A 16,144-nucleotide genomic window follows, 5' to 3' on the forward strand; every position below is an offset into this window, starting at 1 on the left:
TTATTCCTTTGCATCTTCGATTTCTTGATAAATTGCATCTACCGTTTCTTCTCCGATTTTGCTCTTGTACTCATCGATTACAGGTTGTACAGCCTCAACCATTTCCTGACGAGCTTCTGGAGTGATTTCTGTATAAGTCATACCTTCTTCTTGAAGTTCTTTCAGATACTTCTCGTTAGCTTCACGATTCAACTTACGCTCGTGCTCCCCTGCTTCTACAGCAGCTTCACGTACAATCGTCTGTTGCTCTTCAGTCAAGCCATCATAGAAAGACTTACTCATCATGAATACGAACGGGCTATAGATATGGTGAGTGTTTGAAACATGGTCTTGAACTTCATAGAACTTTTGTAGATAAATTGTTGCATAAGGGTTTTCCTGTCCATCAACTGTACCTTGCTGCAAGGCCGTGAACAATTCAGTAAATGCCATTGGAGTCGGGTTAGCACCTAGCTCTTTGAAGGCATCAAGGTGCAGGTCGTTTTCCATTGTACGGATCTTAAGACCTTCGAAATCTTCCATAGAAGCTACTGCGCGCTTGCTGTTCGTCAAGTCACGGAATCCGTTTTCCCAATAAGATAGTCCTACAAGGTTCTGCTCTTCAAGCTTGTCTAATAGTCCTTGTGCTGTTTCGCCTGCCAGCACTTTGTCCGCTACTTCCTCATTCGGGAACAAGAAAGGAATGTCGAACACGCTGAACTCTTTTACAAAGTTTGCTACAGGAGCAGTAGAAGGAATAACGACTTCCTGTGTACCTAGTTGAAGGGCTTCCATCATAGAACGGTCGTCACCTAGCTGACCACTGTGATATGTATCAACTGTAATTGCACCATCTGTTTTTTCCTCAACGATTTCTTTAAACTTCAATAGACCTTTATATTGTGGGTGATCCTGGTTCAGACCGATACCGGCTTTAATAACTTTTGATTCACCGCTTCCTTCTCCATCTCCAGAATTACCAGATGCGGAATCGTTCCCAGAACAGGCGGCTAGAATACCAATCAATAAGATAGCAGAAACGAGTACGAATAACTTTCTCATTAAGAAAACTCCCTTTTCTAATTATTAACTGCTTCACTAACAATGACTCCAAGAGAATGATCATCCACTCTCAGGTTAAACGCTTTCAAACAAGACCGAAGTAACTGCCTGTCTTCGTCTGAAGAAGGGCAATTGATGAATGCGTATTCATAGTGATCATATGTAGTTAGCAATTTATGAAATATTTTTTCTATAATTCCGATTATACAAGAATATTTTTTCGTTTCAAGCGCTTTCAAAAAAATTTTTTTCATTTATACTAGAAATAGACGAATTATAGGAGGAAAATTGATGATTGAAGCACCTACTAAGCACGTGATTAGTCGTATTCGCTCATCTTACAGCCAGTTCAGCGAGAAAGAAAAAATAATTGCCGATTACATTCTCGAGAATCGTGAGAAGATCGTGCATTATACCATTAACCACATTGCGGATGACCTCATGGTTGCCGAAGCTACGGTTTTCCGTTTTTGTAAGCGCTTAGGTTTTAAAGGATTTCAAGCCCTGAAGATTGCACTAGCATCCGAGATTGTAAATGAAATAGAGGATATTCATGAAACGATCAGCCCGGATGACAATGATTTAGAAATCAATGAAAAAATATTTCAGGCAAACATTAGGGCTTTGGAATCTACGCGTGATATCCAAAACAAAGAAACCATTGAAAAAGTCATGAGTTATCTCATTGAAGCGAAACGCTTTTTCTTCTATGGAAGTGGCGGGTCTGGAGTGCTTGCTCAGGATGCTCAGCACAAATTTGTCCGAACAGGTATTGAATCCCATGCTTACATGGACTCCCACCTTCAATTGATGACGGCTACCCAGTTAAGAGAAGGCGACGTCTGCATCATCATTTCACATACCGGGGCGAACAAGGACATGATCGACCTCGTTGAGGAAGCAAAGGAGAATGGAGCCAAAACCATCGCGATCACAAATTTCTCTAAATCTCCACTCACAAAGCTTGTGGATGTCAGCCTCTACACGGTTTCACAAGAAACGGAGTACCGTTCAGAAGCATTGGCATCGAGGATTGCTGCCCTCTCCATCATTGATTCTCTTTTTGTGAATTATAGTGTAAGAAGGAAAGAACAGGCTCAGGAAGCAACGAAGAAAGTAAGAAAAGCTATATCTAGAAAGCGCATGTAGAAAGGATGAAACAAATGGGTACACACGTCATTGGACTAGATATCGGTACGACCAGCGCTAAAGCGGTTCTGTTTGACTTAAGCGGACATGTCGTATCGGAACATGAAGAAGGGTATCCCCTTCTTCACCCACAAACAGGGTATGCAGAGCAGGATCCTGCAGAAATCGAACAAGCCGCACGAACAGCTTTGAAAGAATGTAGAGAGAAAAGTGGGATAGAAGCGAAGGACATCTCCGGAGTCGGGATCTCAGCAGCCATGCATTCTCTTATATGTATGAATGAAGAAGGTCTTGCCCTCTCCCCGTCCATCATCTGGGCAGATGGCAGAAGTGTTGAGGAAGCGGCATGGCTGAAGCGTGAGCATCCGGAAATCTATATGGCAACGGGAACTCCCCTTCACCCGATGTCACCCTTAGCCAAATTAGTCTGGATGAAAAACAGGGAGACAGAAGAATATAGAGAAGCGACGTATTTTGTTTCGATTAAGGAGTATCTGACTTATCGGTGGTTCGGGGAAAAGACCGTCGACTATTCCATCGCAGCAGCTACAGGATTATTTAATATCCATGAACATAAATGGGAACCAGAAGCCCTAAAGCTTGCCGGGATAAAAGAGGAACAGCTTTTCACACCGGTTTCACCAGATTACAAAATGTCCGGATTGGCTGATGAAGTCGTGAAGGAAACAGGCTTGGCTGAAGAAACGCCATTCGTCATCGGCGGGAGTGATGGACCGCTTGCCAACTTGGGGATTGGAGCCATCCAACCTGGGGAAACAGCCGTCACCATCGGTACAAGTGGAGCGATCCGCCAATTTTCTGATCGTCCCCTACTGGATGAAAAGCAGGAAATCTTCTCTTACAGCTTCACAGATGACCTGTGGATCACTGGAGGACCTTCGAATAACGGCGGACTCGTCCTTTCATGGCTGCAGAAGCTATGGAGCGGTGAAAATGACCATTACACAATGGAGCAATTCAGTGACATGGCAGCAGAAACCGCTGCTGGGTCAGACCGACTGTTATTTTTACCTTACTTAAACGGTGAGAGGGCTCCGTTCTGGAAGTCTGAAGCGAAAGGATCCTTCATCGGGCTCACCCCTTCTCATAGAAAAGAGCATATGACGCGAGCAGCGATGGAAGGTGTTCTGTTCTCCATCGTACATATCGCCGATGCTTTGAACCGCGTAGGTAACAGCATTGATAAGATCTATGCAAGCGGCGGCTTCGCCCGTTCCTCTGTGTGGGTTCAAATGCTCGCGGATATGATGCAGAAGGATGTCTACATTCCTACCAGTCACCAAAGCTCTGCGTGGGGAGCAGCATGGCTGACATTATGCAGCACCGGTCAAGCTTCTTCGTTAGAGGATATAAAACAAAAGATTCCAATGGAACAGCGTTTCGAGCCGAACGCCGAGAATAAAGAAATCTATGAGGAACTCTTCAACATTTATAAAGACGTATCGAGTCAATTACAAACGACTTATCAAAAATTACACACTTCATAGAAACTAGAAAAGAAGCCTGGTCCAGCAAAAATGATTGGACCAGGCTTCCCTTTATGTCAAACTTCCATAAACCTACTCGGTATGCTCATATACAACTTTCCCCTCAGCATCCAGTCCCCTGACCTGAGTCACACCCAAATCTTTTCCGATTTTCGATATGTAATAATACGTTCGGCCTTCATACTCGACCAGTTCCGCTTCTTCCTCAGAACCATCGTAGCGGACGAATACCGAATCGATATCTTTAGAGTAGATCCGACCGACAAACGTCGTTCTATAGACAGACTCCCCGCCTAAAGAAGACGTGCCGACTGGGTTTGTGACAGACGAACTGCTTACCCCTTCTGTCGGCTCAGGTCCCTCCAGACCGAAACTGCCTCCACCTGATTTGTGCCAACCGTCTTCCTCTTTTCTCAGATGGTGAACGCCATATCTGTTCTCTATTTCGAACAAGGCGATTCCTTCCTTTTCATTGATAGCGTGTGTGTAAATAAGGCTTCCTTTTGCAGGATTTTCATGAAACGCTTCGCTCATCGTCTGTTCCTCCTGTTCCGTGCAGGCAGTGAGGAACAAGATAGCAGTTAGAAGCAGGAACTTCTTCATCTGCCTCCCTCCTTCTTAAACAGGTCGACTCTCTCTTTTCACTTTATACATTTTCTTATCTGCTGCATTGTACAATTCGTCCATCGACATCCCTGGTTCATAGCACTGGCAGCCATAGCTGAACGTTAAGGATGACAGGAGCGGGTCGGGATGCTTTTTCAGAAGGGCAGCGACTACCTCCATATCACGCTTGACCGTGGCGTCTTCGTCTTTTTCGATGACGATGACAAATTCGTCCCCTCCCAGGCGGGCGGTTAACGCATTATGGTGGAAGGTTTTCTGAAGGATCCATCCGAACTCGATTAATACATGATCTCCTTTCTGGTGCCCATACTGATCATTGATCGCTTTGAATCGATTCAAATCCAGCACCACCACCTCAAAAGACCGCTTGGTTTCAATCAGGTTTCGGAGGTACGTTTCATAGCTTTGACGATGATAGAGCTTCGTCAAGGAATCTAATTCCGTAGAGCTCGATTCAAGGAACGTATAGGATACCAGGATGCCGATGACGATGGTTGTCCAAGCAAAGAACAGCTCAGGTTCGAATAATCGCAAAGCCAATCCGATAATCGGAAGAGCATAAAAGATCATGAAAACATAGGAAACGTAAGCCGGAACCCTCTGGCGGTTTCGAAAGGAAAAGATGAGCATATAGAGATAAGGAGCTGCTATGACCGCGTAATGAGCGACTTTAAAATCACCACTTATGTATCGGTTCTCTTCAGGCAGTATTTGAAAATATAGAGGATACGCAATGTTGATGAGAAGAATGAAGAACGTGACCACGCTCACATGTTGATAGAAACCCCTTCTATAGATGCGGGCCGGCTGCTTAAGTAAATGATAATCTACATAGGAAAGCATCAAACCACCAAGAATCGGTCCCATGAGAAAAAGGATAAAGTTCGTGGAATAGCCCAGGAAGTAAGCCCCAGGGAATACTTTATTGTCCAAAATCCAAGTGATCGGCTCAATGACGATCGCTACAGCTGTTGCATACATAATCATTCTTAAAAGCTTTTTGCCAAAGCTCTCTACTCTTGCTCTTGCTTTAATGATGATAAACAGCACCATTAAAACGATAAAAGCGTAAATATTGAGCTGAAACTGTACAATATAATCCACCCACCCAACCCCTTCCACTCCGCTCAATTGTTACCTTTATCATAATTTATTCCATTACCCCCCGTCAAAAAGAGCACGGCCTTTTTTCCCAAAACCAAGTTGACAATTCTGAAAAGTCTCTATATCATTGTGAATGATAATCATTATCAACTAAATTTTATGTAAGGTGGGATATAAAATGACGAAACGAAAGATCTCTTTGTTCACGTTATTCATTTCTATTTTTATGTTGTCTGTACTGGCGGCCTGTTCGTCACAGGAAACGGATGCAACATCTGGTGAAGAGGCCGAGGGCGGTTCAGAATCAACCGAGGAAAGCTCTTCTGAGTACCCGATTGTGATTGAACATGCGTTTGGTGAAACGGTCATTGAAGAAAAACCGGAGCGTGTCGCGACGGTTCAATGGGCCAACCACGATGTAGCGTTGGCACTGGGGGTTGAGCCTGTTGGGTTCTCAGCTGCGAACTATGGTGTTCAGGATGACAGTGGCATGCTGCCTTGGACGAAGGAAAAGCTTGATGAGCTTGGTGTTGAAGACCCGAACATATTCCAGGATACCGACGGCCTTGATTTCGAGGCGGTAGCGGATTCGAACCCGGATGTCATTCTGGCTGCGTATTCCGGTATCACACAGGAAGATTACGATATACTTAGTCAAATCGCTCCCGTAGTCGCATACAAGGAAGCCCCGTGGGTCACGACTTGGCGTGAACAGGTTCTGATGAACGCGAAGGGTATGGGCATGGAAGAAGAAGGACAGCAGTTGATTGAAGAAACCGAGAAGTTCATTCAGGAGAAAGCGGAGGAGTATCCGGAAATCCAAGGGAAAACCGTTGCCTTTGCAAGCTTCTCTGCAGACAACATGTCTCAAATTTACGTTTACACACCGGCCGATCCACGCGGCAAGTTCCTGGAGGAGCTCGGCATGACATACCCGGACAGCGTTCTGAATGCGATTGAGGATGAGTCCAACTTTGCGTTGACGCTGAGCGCGGAGAATGCAGACGTGCTGAACGACGCGGACATTCTGATTGGATATGGTGACGAAAGCTTATATGAAGCGGTTAAAGCGGACCCACTTCTTGGAGAGATTCCAGCGATTCAAAGAGGTTCTGTTGTGTTCATCGGGAACGGCACACCACTTGCTGCATCAGGCAATCCGAACCCTCTTTCCATTCAGTACACGCTGGATGAGTACTTGAAATTAATTGGAGATGCCGCTGCGAAGTTAGATGAGTAGTCTCGCTGAATTGAAAAAACAGCAAGTGAGCCCTCACGTACCGAAGTATTTCACTCCGGTACTTGTGGTGGGTGCAATCCTGCTTATAATCAGTGTGGCCGCATCGCTCTCACTCGGTTCCCGTCCTGTCAGCTTACAAGAAATCATGAATGGATTATTTGCAGAAGGCACTGGTTCGTATGGAGCGAATGTCGTGGAAAGCCGCATTCCCCGTACGGTTTTCAGCTTGATGTGCGGAGCGGCGCTCGGTGTGTCCGGCTCGCTTATGCAGGCGGTGACTCGTAACCCGATCGCAGACCCAAGCATCCTCGGTGTCAATATGGGGGCGGCACTGTTCGTCGTTATCGGCATTGCTTTTTTTAACATCAGTACGGCTGGAGAATACATTTGGCTTGCCCTCGCCGGCGCATTGCTCACATCGATTCTCGTATTCGGCGTCGGGTCGATGGGGCGCGGTGGGGCCACGCCTCTGAAGCTGATCCTGGCAGGTGCGGCTACGAGTGCGGCCCTTTCCTCACTCGTCATCGCCATCATGATTCCACGCTCGTACGTGATGGATCAGTTCAGGTTCTGGCAGGTAGGCAGCGTTGGAGCGGCGGACTGGAGCTCTGTCCAGACCTTCAGCCCGTTTCTCGTCGTCGGATTGGTCATCGCCGTCCTGTCCGCTTCCGCCCTCAATGCCATGGCGTTAGGAGACGAACTCGCCACAGGCCTTGGGGTCAAAACAAGCACGCTGCGTCTGATCGCGGCCATTGCAGCCGTCTTACTTTGCGGAGCGGCGACAGCGTTAGCTGGACCGATCGGCTTCGTCGGGCTTCTTGCCACCCACGTTGTACGGCTCATTCTCGGCTCCAACCTCCGCTATCTCATTCCGATGTCCGCCCTTACAGGGGCCATCGTGTTGACGATATCGGACGTTTGCGGACGGTTGGTTGGTCGCCCTGGGGAGCTCGAAGTCGGGGTCGTCACGGCTTTTGTCGGCGCTCCGATTCTTATTATTCTAGCTATGAAAGCGAAAGTGCGTTCACTATGAAAACTCAAACTATTGAATTTATACAATCCGGAAGACGTCAACGACAACAAAGGTGGCTGCTCGTCACCGGCATCATGGGCCTGCTCGCCTTTGTGCTGATGGGAGCGATGCTGTTACTCGGAAATACCATCTATCCAGTTCAGGATGTCGTCCGTGTTCTTTTAGGCGAACACGTCAGTGGTGCTTCATTCACCATCGGAACACTCCGGCTCCCGCGGATGCTCTCAGGCGTTCTCGCAGGATTCGCATTCGGTCTTGCCGGGAACACCTTCCAGACGATGCTGCGCAACCCGCTAGCAAACCCGAACGTCATCGGCATTACGTCTGGATCAAGCGCAGCGGCAGTGTTCTGCATCATCATCCTGCAGGCGAGTAACGCTGTCGTTTCAATCGCTTCGATCATCGGCGGTCTCGTCACGGTGCTCCTGCTCTATCTATTTTCCCGTTCAAAAGGGTCCTCGTTTTCCATCGGACGGATCATTCTTGTCGGTATCGGGATTCAGGCGATGCTCAATGCCACCGTCTCGTATCTGCTTCTGATTGGAGCAGAGCAGGACATCCCCGCCGCTCTCAGATGGCTGAGTGGAAGCTTGAACGGCATCCAAATGCACGAGATCGGTCCCCTTTTCTGGGCCGTACTCCTTTGTGCACCCATCCTGATTCTTTTTGGAAAACAATTAAGTATTCTCGAGCTCGGGGAACAGTCCGCCACATCACTCGGTGTCCGAACGGATCAAGTGAGAATGGCATTGATCTTGAGCGCAGTCGGCATGATTGCCTTGGCAACAGCTACGACAGGACCCATCGCGTTCGTTGCGTTTTTAGCAGGTCCGATTGCGAAAAGACTGGTCGGGCCGGGACTCTCAAACGTCATTCCGTCCGGACTCGTCGGCATCAACCTTGTGCTCGCAGCAGACTTGATTGGGCAATTCGCCTTTGACGTCCGCTATCCGGTCGGCATCATCACCGGCATCATCGGGGCCCCTTATCTCATTTACCTGCTCATTCGAATGAACCAAAAAGGAGACTTGTAATGAAACCGACTCATCACTTTCAAGCGGAACACCTCGTCGCAGGGTACGACCAGAAAAAAGTTCTCAATGACATCAGCCTTGAAATTCCAAGCAACAAAATCAGCGTAATCATCGGCGCCAACGCCTGCGGAAAGTCGACACTGCTGAAAACGATGGCCCGGTTGATCAAGCCCACTTCAGGCGGCATTACATTGGATGGTCAATCGCTGGACCGTATCCCGTCCAAACAGCTGGCCCGTGTCCTTGGTCTTCTCCCTCAGTCGCCGATTGTACCCGAAGGCATTACCGTTTCAGACCTCGTCGGACGAGGTCGTTTTCCTCACCAGTCGATGTTCAGCGGCTGGTCGAAGAAGGATTATGAGGCCGTGGCGGAAGCGATGGAAATCATGAATGTGACCGAGCTTGCCAACCATCACATTGACGAGCTCTCCGGGGGACAGCGCCAGCGGGTGTGGATTGCCATGGCACTCGCCCAGCAAACCGATATTCTTTTTCTCGATGAACCGACGACCTTCCTTGACATCACCTATCAAGTGGAGATTCTCGATCTTCTCACTGATTTGAATGAGAAATACGGCACGACGATCGTCATGGTCCTTCACGACATCAACTTGTCAGCCCGCTATGCCGATCATATCTTCGCCCTCCGTCAAGGCGAACTCATCTCAGAGGGAGCGCCTTCTGACGTGATTACGAGCGAGTTGATTCATGACATCTTCGGCCTTCACTCCACCGTGATTGAAGATCCGGTCTCGGGATCTCCTTCTGTCATCCCGATCGGACGCCATCACGTGCGGCAGAAGGAAGCGGTATGGTCCTAGTCATAGGAAAGCCCTCCTGAGACTCTCGGGAGGGCTTTTTTTACAAGATCAGCATCACGAACTGCATCGTAACGTGGGTCATCATATGGGCAGCTATGCTGAACACGAGTCCGTAACGCCAGAAGAGGTAACCATAAACGATGCCTCCAATTCCATTCAAGAGAAGAGCTCGGATGGTGACGACCGGCGAGAGTTCACCGAACAACATGATATTCGCCGGGAAATGACCGACCGCGAACAAGAGCGCCGTGATTGATATCGCAACCCAATATGCCCCGTCAGACAAGTCTTTGCGCTTTCGAATTTTAGTCAAAATGAAAATGATGAGTGACATGAGAAAGAACCGCATCATCACTTCCTCTACGACTCCTCCGTAAAAGAGCCCCATGAGTAACGCTTGGAAGGAAAACGACGAAGAAAGACCCTCGAGCTCGGGAATCAGAGCGGTAAACAAGAGACGATCTGACCCTTGTAAAATCAACCCAACGACAATACCACTGATCAGCGCTGCTTTCCACCCGCTTTTTTTCCATAGCGAAAGTTCCGTACGCTTCACAAGCGACCAGCCCGCTAAGCTTAGTAGAAACGTCAGAACTCCGGTTTGGATCGTCAAGGCTATGACAAGGACAGAAGGATCCGGAACAGGGACGGGCGGATTCGCGGCAGTATTCAATCCAACCAGATAACCCCCCATGATTCCGACTAATGTGAACAAACTGATGATCGTCCATTTATTTTTCACGATGATCTCCTCTTTCCTTTTTTTCTGGGACAAGAATCGTCGATAAGGAAACTCTGCGTCGATCCACTGAAGCTTTATTCTGTGCATAAGAATGGAGAAGGTTGTTAATGTCCTTTTGTAACTGTGTGGACTCTTCGTCAGAAACGTAAAGGTCCAGCTGATTGTAGCCAAACAAGTCCTCCCCCATACGCGTCTCGCCCTCAAGATAAGCTTCCATATCCCTCATAATGATCGCCATGTACATCATGAACATTTCCATATGCTCATCCGTAGTCAGCTTCTCCGCTTCCTCTGCTGAAAAGTGGGCGGCGTCTTTCTCGATCGAATACGTTTTCTCTACCGCTCCTCTGACCTGCCTTTCCTCAATCACATTGATAATGTCGTTCTCACTCAATGCCTGCAGATGACGGTACAGCGTCGCCTGTGGAATCTCCTTCAACGATTCTCGTAAATCCTGCACCGTAGCGGGACCTCGCGCAAGGCATTGGATGATTTTCATTCGAACAGGATGCAGGATCATATCAGCTTTTGAATTCATAGTTGTGGTCTCCTTTTGTTATTGTTATCAATAATGATAACAATAGGGTGGCTGAATTTCTACTCGTAAATTGTAGAGTATGAAAAATGGGGATCCTGCCTGTCCAGGATATGGCACGGTTGACGAAACGGCCATTAAGGATTCGAACGCAATCATTGAAATGATTTTTGAAGGGCAGTGGAAGTTGTTCACGCCTTAATTCGGATTGGTATGAAAAAAGCATGATACCCATCAGGAATCATGCTTTTTTACATAAATCCATCTCCTCAACTCTTGTGTCCTCAAACAGCTGTAAACCCTTGGTAAGAGATATAGAGGATAAACATACCAATGGCAAATAAGGAATATCCTAAGTAAGAATTCGTTATTCTCTTGAACTCCTTAACCCCAAGAATGAACATCTGAACCCCGAGAAGCAGCATTAGATAGGGCATAACCTCCTTGGCATCTTGGACCATGAGGACATAAATGGCTAAAGCAAGGATAGCAACTGAAGATACTGCCATCACAAATTTCACGACAACACCCCTCCTCTAGAACCAACTCAACGACTTCGCTGTCTGTGATTCTTTTTTGTCGTATAAACCACTCCCTCTATGACAGCAAGGACAACGATACTGAGAACGAATAATAAAACCTGATCCCACACCAACAACAAAGACAACGCAACTACCAACAGCAAACTCCTGATCAATTGCTTATGTAACAGCCACATAGAAACACCTTTCCCTTACATCCTTATTCACAGCAAACCTCTCCTTCATCCTTCAACGTAATCTCCATTTTCCTGCTCTTGGTCGTCATCCCAAGCGACTCGTAAAACGAGATGGCAGAGGTATTCTTCTCAGACACGCCGAGCTCCACGCTGTCCACTTCAAGACCCCTCGCCTTATCGAAGACATATTGCGTCAGCTTCCTTCCAATGCCACGGCTTCGATGGGTTTCAGCGACGCACAAGCTGTTGATCAGCAGTATTTTCCTCGCTTTAACAAAAGAGTTTTCTGCTACCTCCTCTTCCTTCGTCACGATAACACCTGCTAGTTCGCGATCCACGACAGCGACGAAAATATGCTGCCTGGAATCTTTCAATTGGTTTTCGAAGAATTCCTGCTCGACGGGAATGGGGTTCTCTTTGTACAAGTCCGGCCTGACCGAAACGTGAAATTCGTGAACCTGCCGGAATAAAGGAAGCAGTTCTTCATAATCTTTCTTTTCCGCAGAGCGAATATGTATCTTCATTTTCTCTTCCTCCTTCAAACATATCTCTATCTTACACTTTCATTATTTTTGTGAAAGAATTCGTTCGATTTTATCTTTGATAGACCTGTTGTTCGTAAATAGGAGATAGTTTTGCTTCGTTGTTTTGATGAGGATTCTCTCTGTTGTCGCATAGGGAAAACCAATGCGCATGGCGGTTTTCTCTTCACCACCATACGTTTCATCGAGTGTGACCGCCGTGATTTCATCCTTTGGAATCTCGACTTTGCTAAGCTGCCATGAGATGACGACAGTGTCACCGTTCTCTTTCACTTTCAAACCGAACATACCCATCCCTCCAAAGTAGATTTCTATCATGTATTTACGTTTTCGACTGGACTTTTGTTTCAGCTGAATTTTTATTTTTCCAAATCCTTCTTGTTTTCCTAAGTACATCGTATTACAATGTAATCACCATTAAATTCCAGTAAAGTGCGTTTATATGGGGGGATAAGAATCATGGATCGATTAGAGAAGCATGTAGAACACATTCTTAATCAAACACAAAGCAATCAGGCAGAGCGCGAGGAGATGAAAGAGGATTTTCTTTCACACTTGTATGCTTTGAAAAAGAAATACGAAGAAGAAGGCTTCGAGTCTGAGGTGGCTGAGCGGAAAGCGATCGAGGACTTCGGGGAGGCGGACTCCGTCGGCAACGAAATGCAGGAGACGATGTACCCTTACCAGCGCGGCTTATTATATGTGATCGGCCTTGCCACCATTGCCCTCGGCGTTTTTCTTCACTTTGCGCTTCTGAACGTCTTCGGTGAGCCGTCGTTCGGCTGGCTGGCGATACAGCTTGTAGTCGGAACACTCGTCACGCTTACCGCCATGAACATCTCTTTACTCGGCAAATATTATTGGTCGGTCAACGTGCTCGTCTTCCTCACAGCAGGATGGAATGGGTTCAACGCCTTTGTCGTCACCCAATTTCCGCAGGTGCAGATGATTCTTTTTACCATCTACATCGCTGTCCTGATCGGGCTGTGTCTCGTATTCGTGATCCGCAATTCGTACGTTTACTCGCTTCAAGAATCAAATGACCGCAGCACTCGTCGGTTGAAAAAAGTGAGTTATATCGTCAACATCCTTGCCGGTGCGTTAATATGCGGCGTTGCCTTGTTCTTTGCGTATGGGTTCATTGTGATGGTGGGGATCAACTTCTTTGTTCTAATTCCGATCGGCATCTTCATCGGATGGCTACTGTTCTACAAATACTTGATGGAGCTTACGTCACAAAAACCTGTCGCTGCTATGGTGCCGGGGCTGATTGTGATTGCACTGATCACAGCGTTCACGGTCACGCCATGGGTGCTGCAGACTCGTGTTCATCTTTTCCTATAGAAGCGACCTTATAATCTATCGAAATGCGTGGAGGAAGGGGCCGAACTACAATCAGCGGAAATTAAATCCGTTGATTACAGATAGAGAGTCATTGATTCAGAGTGAACATCCTGCATTGTGCTGGACTATCCTTTATAGTTAAGGGAGAAAGTTCTGGGAGGTATTGCTATGATTACTGCATGGATTGGAAGCATTTCTCTTTTGTTCGTAGCTGTTTTATATATCTTATTAGCTTTCGGTTTACCCTATGGCGACTTTGCCATGGGCGGAAAATATACAGTTATGCCTGTATCCTTACGCATAGCGTGTTCGATTTCTGTATTGATTCAAGTGGCAGCCATGATCTTTCTATTACAAACGGGGCAGATTGTTTCAATAAGTTTTATAGCTCCTATCGCAAGAGAAGTCTGCTACGTTTTCGCTGTGTACTTGTTCTTCAATACGGTTATGAACTTCTTCTCCAGAAGTAAGAAGGAGAAGCTCGTCATGACGCCTTTATCCTTGCTCACAGCCATCTGCTTCTTGATTACTGCATTGAATGGATAGTCGATATGGGGACCCAGGACCATACACCTTAACTTGAAGTGGGCTAAGCATTCTCCCTCTTCGGAAAAACGGTGTAACTGAAGCTGATCAAGAAATCCACCACAATGATAATCGACCAAAGCCTAAGCGTCCCCCATAACTCTTCCGTCTGCTGCGGATCCTGGATCATAAGAATGATGATTCCCATCAAGCCCCCACCTATCATCCAGGTGAGCAGATGTCGATACCATCCTGCCCTTTCCTCCTGCGCCCGCTCAGCTCCATACTTCTTCTCTTTCACAGGCTTTTCCCCGCCGGAAACCCGGTAGTAAAACTGTCGGTCGGCCCATTTGATCATCCTGTGCCCATAGACAACGCTGACCCCGATGTAGATCGCCGCCAGAGAGTGCAGAACCGACGCTTCGGCACCATTTCTCAAGTCGATGACCGTTGCAACAAGTAGAACGACATCTACCACAGGCGTACAAATCAACAGAAACGCGCCGAGCTTCCTTTTTTTCAAAATATACCTTGAGAACAGCCCCGCCAGAACAAACACCCAGAACCCGATCTCACAGGCAATAATCAACCACCCAATCATTCTGCCACCCCTTTTTAGTACAACTGTGTTATAAAAACAATAGCAGATTAAATTTTATAATACAAGTGTGTTAAAATATAGCTATGCCAAAATTTATTGATCATGAAGAAAGAAAAATTCATATTGCTGAAGCGACTTGGAAGGTCATCCGTGAAGAAGGCATCGAAAAGGCGACAGTCCGTAAGATTGCTGATGCGGCAGGACTTTCCACCGGGTCGCTGCGACATTATTTCTCAAGTCAGTCCGAGCTTCTCGCTTTTTCCATGGAGCTCGTATCAGAACGCGTCCGAACACGCGCCGAATCGAACTCCTATACAGGGACTCCCTTCGAAACCGTCATGGAGGCCTTATGCGAATTGATTCCGATCGATTCAGAGAAAAGGTTGGAAATGGAGGTGTGGTTGGCCTTCTCCTCTAAGATGCTGATTGATGAGAAGCTCAAAGCACTGGGAGAAGAGGTGTACGAAGAGATGAGGGGCGGAATGTCCAACGTGCTCCGTTTGCTCGATTCACTTGGACTCCTGCATGAGAACGCAGACTTGGAGATGGAAGCATCCAGGCTGCACGCACTCGTCGACGGGATGGCGATGCACCATTTAATGCACCCTGATTCTTTTTCAAAGGAAAAAGTAATCGAAGTACTTGAACACCACCTGAAAAGCATCTGCACGTAAAAGACGACGCTTGGATCTGAGAATCCAGGCGCCGTCTTTTTTTATGTATCGCTCTATTCTTTTTCGTATAAGTCGGTTAGGAACGTGCTCATCTCTTCCGGTAATTCCTCTACCGCCATTACGTGGAGTCTTCCTGCCCCAAGCGTCGTTGCAAGCACATAGGATTTTTCTTCATATTCAAACACCGTGAATTGACCTATTCCTTTGTTCCGATTATTTCGGATGTATTCCAAGTCTCCTTCGTCAAGGTTGTGCTCATATCCTTCAAGCATAAAGCTCTCCGGGCTATCATCAACGAAATTTATCTTTTGGTAAAGCTCCAGTGAACTCTTGGGTGTGTAGAACATGACATAGTAGGTGGACCCTCCTGCTGCCATCAGGATAATAATGAATAAAAGCGCCCATTCCGTTCGCGTATGCTTCCTTCTTTTCAGCAAACTGTTCCTCCTCTCGCCAAACCAGATATCCCCATTCTATATCACCTGCACCATTTTTCCCATTCATGAAAAAAAGCCTGTCCCATTAACTCAAGGACAGACTTCCAACTATATCACCCATTACCAGCTTGCTTTCTTCACACCAGGAATCTGACCTTTATGCGCATACTCACGAAACGCGATCCGGGACATCTTGAACTTCCTCATATAAGCACGAGGTCTCCCCGTCACTTCGCATCTTCCAGTCAGACGAGTCGGAGAAGAATCACGAGGAAGCTTACGAAGCGCTTCATAGTCCCCTTTCGCCTTCAACTCTCTTCTCAAATCCGCATACTTCGCTACCATTTCCTGACGCTTTTTCTCTTTTGCTACTTTAGATTTCTTAGCCATTTTCACATTCACCTTTCTTTAATTCGTATTGATTACGATTTAATTTATTCAAAAAAATTTTGGGAGCCAGATTCGACTC

At 46.8% G+C, this 16,144-nt stretch carries 20 protein-coding genes; 9 read left to right on the forward strand and 11 right to left on the reverse strand.

The annotated features are described in order from the left end of the window. Window positions 1–1,041: a TRAP transporter substrate-binding protein gene (locus LCM20_RS16290; RefSeq protein ID WP_225196557.1), complete on the reverse strand. Its 1,041-nt coding sequence runs from the start codon at window positions 1,039–1,041 to the stop codon at window positions 1–3. Window positions 1,042–1,332: 291 nt separating this feature from the next. Here LCM20_RS16290 and LCM20_RS16295 point away from each other — a divergent pair, with 291 nt between their 5' ends. Both LCM20_RS16295 and LCM20_RS16300 read left to right on the forward strand, forming a co-directional pair. Then, the gene (locus tag LCM20_RS16295) at window positions 1,333–2,190 is read left to right on the forward strand and encodes a MurR/RpiR family transcriptional regulator (RefSeq protein ID WP_225196558.1); all 858 of its coding nucleotides are present in this window, start codon (window positions 1,333–1,335) and stop codon (window positions 2,188–2,190) included. A 14-nt stretch (window positions 2,191–2,204) separates the two neighbouring features. Next, the gene (locus tag LCM20_RS16300) at window positions 2,205–3,698 is read left to right on the forward strand and encodes a gluconokinase (protein WP_225196559.1); all 1,494 of its coding nucleotides are present in this window, start codon (window positions 2,205–2,207) and stop codon (window positions 3,696–3,698) included. Between the two features lie 72 nt (window positions 3,699–3,770). Here LCM20_RS16300 and LCM20_RS16305 read toward each other — a convergent pair whose 3' ends face one another. Beyond that, a complete protein-coding gene (locus LCM20_RS16305; RefSeq protein ID WP_225196560.1) occupies window positions 3,771–4,301 on the reverse strand; it encodes a hypothetical protein in 531 nt (176 codons plus the stop codon). Between the two features lie 15 nt (window positions 4,302–4,316). Further along, the gene (locus tag LCM20_RS16310) at window positions 4,317–5,429 is read right to left on the reverse strand and encodes a sensor domain-containing diguanylate cyclase (RefSeq protein WP_225196561.1); all 1,113 of its coding nucleotides are present in this window, start codon (window positions 5,427–5,429) and stop codon (window positions 4,317–4,319) included. Window positions 5,430–5,607: 178 nt separating this feature from the next. Here LCM20_RS16310 and LCM20_RS16315 point away from each other — a divergent pair, with 178 nt between their 5' ends. The 4 genes from LCM20_RS16315 to LCM20_RS16330 are packed head-to-tail and all read left to right on the forward strand — an operon-like array spanning window position 5,608 to window position 9,557. Then, window positions 5,608–6,669, forward strand: coding sequence for an iron-siderophore ABC transporter substrate-binding protein (locus LCM20_RS16315; protein WP_225196562.1), 1,062 nt, complete (start codon window positions 5,608–5,610; stop codon window positions 6,667–6,669). Beyond that, a complete protein-coding gene (locus LCM20_RS16320; protein ID WP_225196563.1) occupies window positions 6,662–7,702 on the forward strand; it encodes a FecCD family ABC transporter permease in 1,041 nt (346 codons plus the stop codon). Before LCM20_RS16315 ends, LCM20_RS16320 begins: the two co-directional genes overlap by 8 nt. After that, a complete protein-coding gene (locus LCM20_RS16325) occupies window positions 7,699–8,736 on the forward strand; it encodes a FecCD family ABC transporter permease (RefSeq protein WP_225196564.1) in 1,038 nt (345 codons plus the stop codon). Before LCM20_RS16320 ends, LCM20_RS16325 begins: the two co-directional genes overlap by 4 nt. Beyond that, entirely contained in the window at window positions 8,736–9,557 is an 822-nt protein-coding gene (locus LCM20_RS16330; RefSeq protein WP_225196565.1) for an ABC transporter ATP-binding protein, read from the forward strand. Before LCM20_RS16325 ends, LCM20_RS16330 begins: the two co-directional genes overlap by 1 nt. A gap of 40 nt (window positions 9,558–9,597) precedes the next feature. Here the strand turns inward: LCM20_RS16330 and LCM20_RS20215 are convergent, their stop codons facing one another. The 5 genes from LCM20_RS20215 to LCM20_RS16355 all read right to left on the reverse strand — a co-directional run bounded on the left by LCM20_RS20215 (window position 9,598) and on the right by LCM20_RS16355 (window position 12,382). Continuing rightward, window positions 9,598–10,299 (reverse strand): type II CAAX prenyl endopeptidase Rce1 family protein, encoded by a 702-nt coding sequence (locus LCM20_RS20215; RefSeq protein ID WP_225196566.1) that lies wholly within the window; start codon window positions 10,297–10,299, stop codon window positions 9,598–9,600. Beyond that, a complete protein-coding gene (locus tag LCM20_RS16340; RefSeq protein WP_225196567.1) occupies window positions 10,289–10,837 on the reverse strand; it encodes a helix-turn-helix domain-containing protein in 549 nt (182 codons plus the stop codon). The genes LCM20_RS20215 and LCM20_RS16340 overlap by 11 nt, the downstream gene beginning before the upstream one ends. Before the next feature lie 281 nt (window positions 10,838–11,118). Beyond that, window positions 11,119–11,355 carry a DUF3953 domain-containing protein gene (locus tag LCM20_RS20220; RefSeq protein ID WP_225196568.1) on the reverse strand — a complete coding sequence of 79 codons (237 nt, stop codon included), beginning with the start codon at window positions 11,353–11,355 and terminating at the stop codon, window positions 11,119–11,121. Window positions 11,356–11,575: 220 nt separating this feature from the next. Continuing rightward, window positions 11,576–12,076 carry a GNAT family N-acetyltransferase gene (locus LCM20_RS16350; RefSeq protein ID WP_225196569.1) on the reverse strand — a complete coding sequence of 167 codons (501 nt, stop codon included), beginning with the start codon at window positions 12,074–12,076 and terminating at the stop codon, window positions 11,576–11,578. 42 nt (window positions 12,077–12,118) lie between these two features. Beyond that, window positions 12,119–12,382 (reverse strand): PH domain-containing protein, encoded by a 264-nt coding sequence (locus LCM20_RS16355; RefSeq protein ID WP_225196570.1) that lies wholly within the window; start codon window positions 12,380–12,382, stop codon window positions 12,119–12,121. Window positions 12,383–12,553: 171 nt separating this feature from the next. On the opposite strand from LCM20_RS16355, the gene LCM20_RS16360 reads away from it, so the two are divergent. Beyond that, window positions 12,554–13,438: a permease prefix domain 1-containing protein gene (locus LCM20_RS16360; protein WP_225196571.1), complete on the forward strand. Its 885-nt coding sequence runs from the start codon at window positions 12,554–12,556 to the stop codon at window positions 13,436–13,438. A 168-nt stretch (window positions 13,439–13,606) separates the two neighbouring features. Next, complete coding sequence (locus tag LCM20_RS16365) at window positions 13,607–13,984, forward strand: hypothetical protein (protein WP_225196572.1); 378 nt, start codon at window positions 13,607–13,609, stop codon at window positions 13,982–13,984. Window positions 13,985–14,027: 43 nt separating this feature from the next. On the opposite strand, the gene LCM20_RS16370 is transcribed toward LCM20_RS16365, so the two are convergent. Then, window positions 14,028–14,564, reverse strand: a complete 537-nt coding sequence (locus LCM20_RS16370) for a hypothetical protein (RefSeq protein ID WP_225196573.1) — start codon at window positions 14,562–14,564, stop codon at window positions 14,028–14,030. Between the two features lie 83 nt (window positions 14,565–14,647). On the opposite strand from LCM20_RS16370, the gene LCM20_RS16375 reads away from it, so the two are divergent. Beyond that, entirely contained in the window at window positions 14,648–15,238 is a 591-nt protein-coding gene (locus LCM20_RS16375) for a TetR/AcrR family transcriptional regulator (protein ID WP_225196574.1), read from the forward strand. A 53-nt stretch (window positions 15,239–15,291) separates the two neighbouring features. Here LCM20_RS16375 and LCM20_RS16380 read toward each other — a convergent pair whose 3' ends face one another. Both LCM20_RS16380 and rpsN read right to left on the reverse strand, forming a co-directional pair. Next, on the reverse strand, window positions 15,292–15,675 hold the full coding sequence (locus tag LCM20_RS16380; protein WP_225196575.1) for a hypothetical protein: 384 nt from the start codon (window positions 15,673–15,675) through the stop codon (window positions 15,292–15,294). A gap of 120 nt (window positions 15,676–15,795) precedes the next feature. After that, entirely contained in the window at window positions 15,796–16,065 is a 270-nt protein-coding gene (rpsN, locus tag LCM20_RS16385; RefSeq protein ID WP_225196576.1) for a 30S ribosomal protein S14, read from the reverse strand. Between the last annotated feature and the right edge of the window lie 79 nt (window positions 16,066–16,144).

The sequence above is a fragment of the Halobacillus litoralis genome, assembly GCF_020171725.1.
GTDB classification, from domain to species: domain Bacteria; phylum Bacillota; class Bacilli; order Bacillales; family Halobacillaceae; genus Halobacillus; species Halobacillus litoralis_F.

Excerpts from the sequence above, each read along its gene's own strand:
- LCM20_RS16365 (WP_225196572.1), top strand. The coding sequence starts at position 13,607 with ATGATTACTGCATGGATTGGAAGCATTTCTCTTTTGTTCGTAGCTGTT.
- LCM20_RS16370 (WP_225196573.1), bottom strand. The coding sequence starts at position 14,564 with ATGATTGGGTGGTTGATTATTGCCTGTGAGATCGGGTTCTGGGTGTTT.
- LCM20_RS16325 (WP_225196564.1), top strand. The coding sequence starts at position 7,699 with ATGAAAACTCAAACTATTGAATTTATACAATCCGGAAGACGTCAACGA.
- LCM20_RS16290 (WP_225196557.1), bottom strand. The coding sequence starts at position 1,041 with ATGAGAAAGTTATTCGTACTCGTTTCTGCTATCTTATTGATTGGTATT.
- LCM20_RS16300 (WP_225196559.1), top strand. The coding sequence starts at position 2,205 with ATGGGTACACACGTCATTGGACTAGATATCGGTACGACCAGCGCTAAA.
- LCM20_RS16350 (WP_225196569.1), bottom strand. The coding sequence starts at position 12,076 with ATGAAGATACATATTCGCTCTGCGGAAAAGAAAGATTATGAAGAACTG.
- rpsN (WP_225196576.1), bottom strand. The coding sequence starts at position 16,065 with ATGGCTAAGAAATCTAAAGTAGCAAAAGAGAAAAAGCGTCAGGAAATG.
- LCM20_RS16375 (WP_225196574.1), top strand. The coding sequence starts at position 14,648 with ATGCCAAAATTTATTGATCATGAAGAAAGAAAAATTCATATTGCTGAA.
- LCM20_RS16295 (WP_225196558.1), top strand. The coding sequence starts at position 1,333 with ATGATTGAAGCACCTACTAAGCACGTGATTAGTCGTATTCGCTCATCT.
- LCM20_RS16320 (WP_225196563.1), top strand. The coding sequence starts at position 6,662 with ATGAGTAGTCTCGCTGAATTGAAAAAACAGCAAGTGAGCCCTCACGTA.
- LCM20_RS16355 (WP_225196570.1), bottom strand. The coding sequence starts at position 12,382 with ATGTTCGGTTTGAAAGTGAAAGAGAACGGTGACACTGTCGTCATCTCA.
- LCM20_RS16330 (WP_225196565.1), top strand. The coding sequence starts at position 8,736 with ATGAAACCGACTCATCACTTTCAAGCGGAACACCTCGTCGCAGGGTAC.
- LCM20_RS16360 (WP_225196571.1), top strand. The coding sequence starts at position 12,554 with ATGGATCGATTAGAGAAGCATGTAGAACACATTCTTAATCAAACACAA.
- LCM20_RS16315 (WP_225196562.1), top strand. The coding sequence starts at position 5,608 with ATGACGAAACGAAAGATCTCTTTGTTCACGTTATTCATTTCTATTTTT.
- LCM20_RS16305 (WP_225196560.1), bottom strand. The coding sequence starts at position 4,301 with ATGAAGAAGTTCCTGCTTCTAACTGCTATCTTGTTCCTCACTGCCTGC.
- LCM20_RS16340 (WP_225196567.1), bottom strand. The coding sequence starts at position 10,837 with ATGAATTCAAAAGCTGATATGATCCTGCATCCTGTTCGAATGAAAATC.